The following is a 1,104-nucleotide window of genomic DNA, read 5'->3' as shown; positions in this document are numbered from 1 at the left end:
CATTGAAAAGTCCTTTAGGTAATTTGTTTTACTTTAAAACTTTATCCCAAAATATCCTCAAGCGCCGTTTTTAGATCGCTAAATTTAAAGCCAAATCCGCTTTTTATCAAGGCTTTGGGATAGACTTTCGCGCCTTCAAGCAGCACGACGGATCCCTCGCCAAACATCAAATTTAACGCAAATTTAGGCACTTTAAAAAACGTCGGTCGCGCTAAAACCTCGCCTAAAATTTGAGTAAATTCGCCGTTTGTGCTAGGAGTCGGCGAAACGAGATTAAAAACGCCGCTTTGACGGTTTTGTAAGACAAATTTAAACGCCTCCATCAAATCCGTTACGCAAATCCAGCAAAACGCCTGCTCGCCGCTACCGAGCTTTCCGCCAAAACCGAGCTTAAACGCCGGCAGCATCTTAGCCAGCGCGCCGCCTCGCCCCAGCACCACGCCTAGGCGAAATATCGCCGTTTGCGTCCGCGCTTTGGCGGCCTCGCTCTCCCACTCGCATGCTAGCTCGCCCAAAAATCCGCGGTCAAATTTGACCGAGCTCTCGTCGTGACCAAGCCCGTTTTCGTAGATGCCGATAGCCGAAGCGCTGATGAAAAAGGGCGGATTTTCTAGCTCGTTTATAGCGCAAACCAGCGCGCGAGTCGTCTCTATCCTGCTTGTGCGAAGCTGCTTTTTATAGTCCTCGCTCCACCTTGCGGCGATAGAAGCACCCGCTAAATTTATAACCGCATCGCAGCCGCCGATGAGATTTTTGAGCGCGTCTTTGTCGGCGTAGATAGCTCGCGGTATGGCTACAACCTCGTGCCCTTGGGCTCTAAAAAAGCGGCAGAGTTCGCCGCCGATAAATCCGCTCGTGCCGTTTACGGCTATTTTCATATTTTGCCTTTTTGATAAATTTACTTTGACGCGACGCGGAGTTAAATTCGGCTTTAAATTTAAAGCCCGAAGTCAAGCCGTTTTGCTTAAATTTAACGGCAAGATCTACGCTTAAATTCGCCCGTCAAATTTACTTTCTAAAATACTCTTTCACGCTGTTTTCGCTATCTAATTGCGAGCGTAAATTTTCTAGCGCGGCGATAAATTTTTACTGACACCCCTCGCA

Annotated in this window: 1 protein-coding gene; it reads right to left on the bottom strand. The window is 47.9% G+C overall.

What is annotated here, in order from left to right; translation table 11 throughout:
* Window positions 1-41: 41 nt before the first annotated feature.
* Entirely contained in the window at window positions 42-878 is an 837-nt protein-coding gene (locus Q0236_RS11210; protein ID WP_297917975.1) for a TIGR01777 family oxidoreductase, read from the bottom strand.
* Between the last annotated feature and the right edge of the window lie 226 nt (window positions 879-1,104).

The organism is uncultured Campylobacter sp., from assembly GCF_938031315.1.
In the GTDB taxonomy this organism is placed as follows: domain Bacteria; phylum Campylobacterota; class Campylobacteria; order Campylobacterales; family Campylobacteraceae; genus Campylobacter_B.
Note: the sequence above shows the minus strand (reverse complement) of the source record. Positions and strands in the feature narration are given on the sequence as shown.

Excerpts from the sequence above, each read along its gene's own strand:
- Q0236_RS11210 (WP_297917975.1), bottom strand. The coding sequence starts at position 878 with ATGAAAATAGCCGTAAACGGCACGAGCGGATTTATCGGCGGCGAACTC.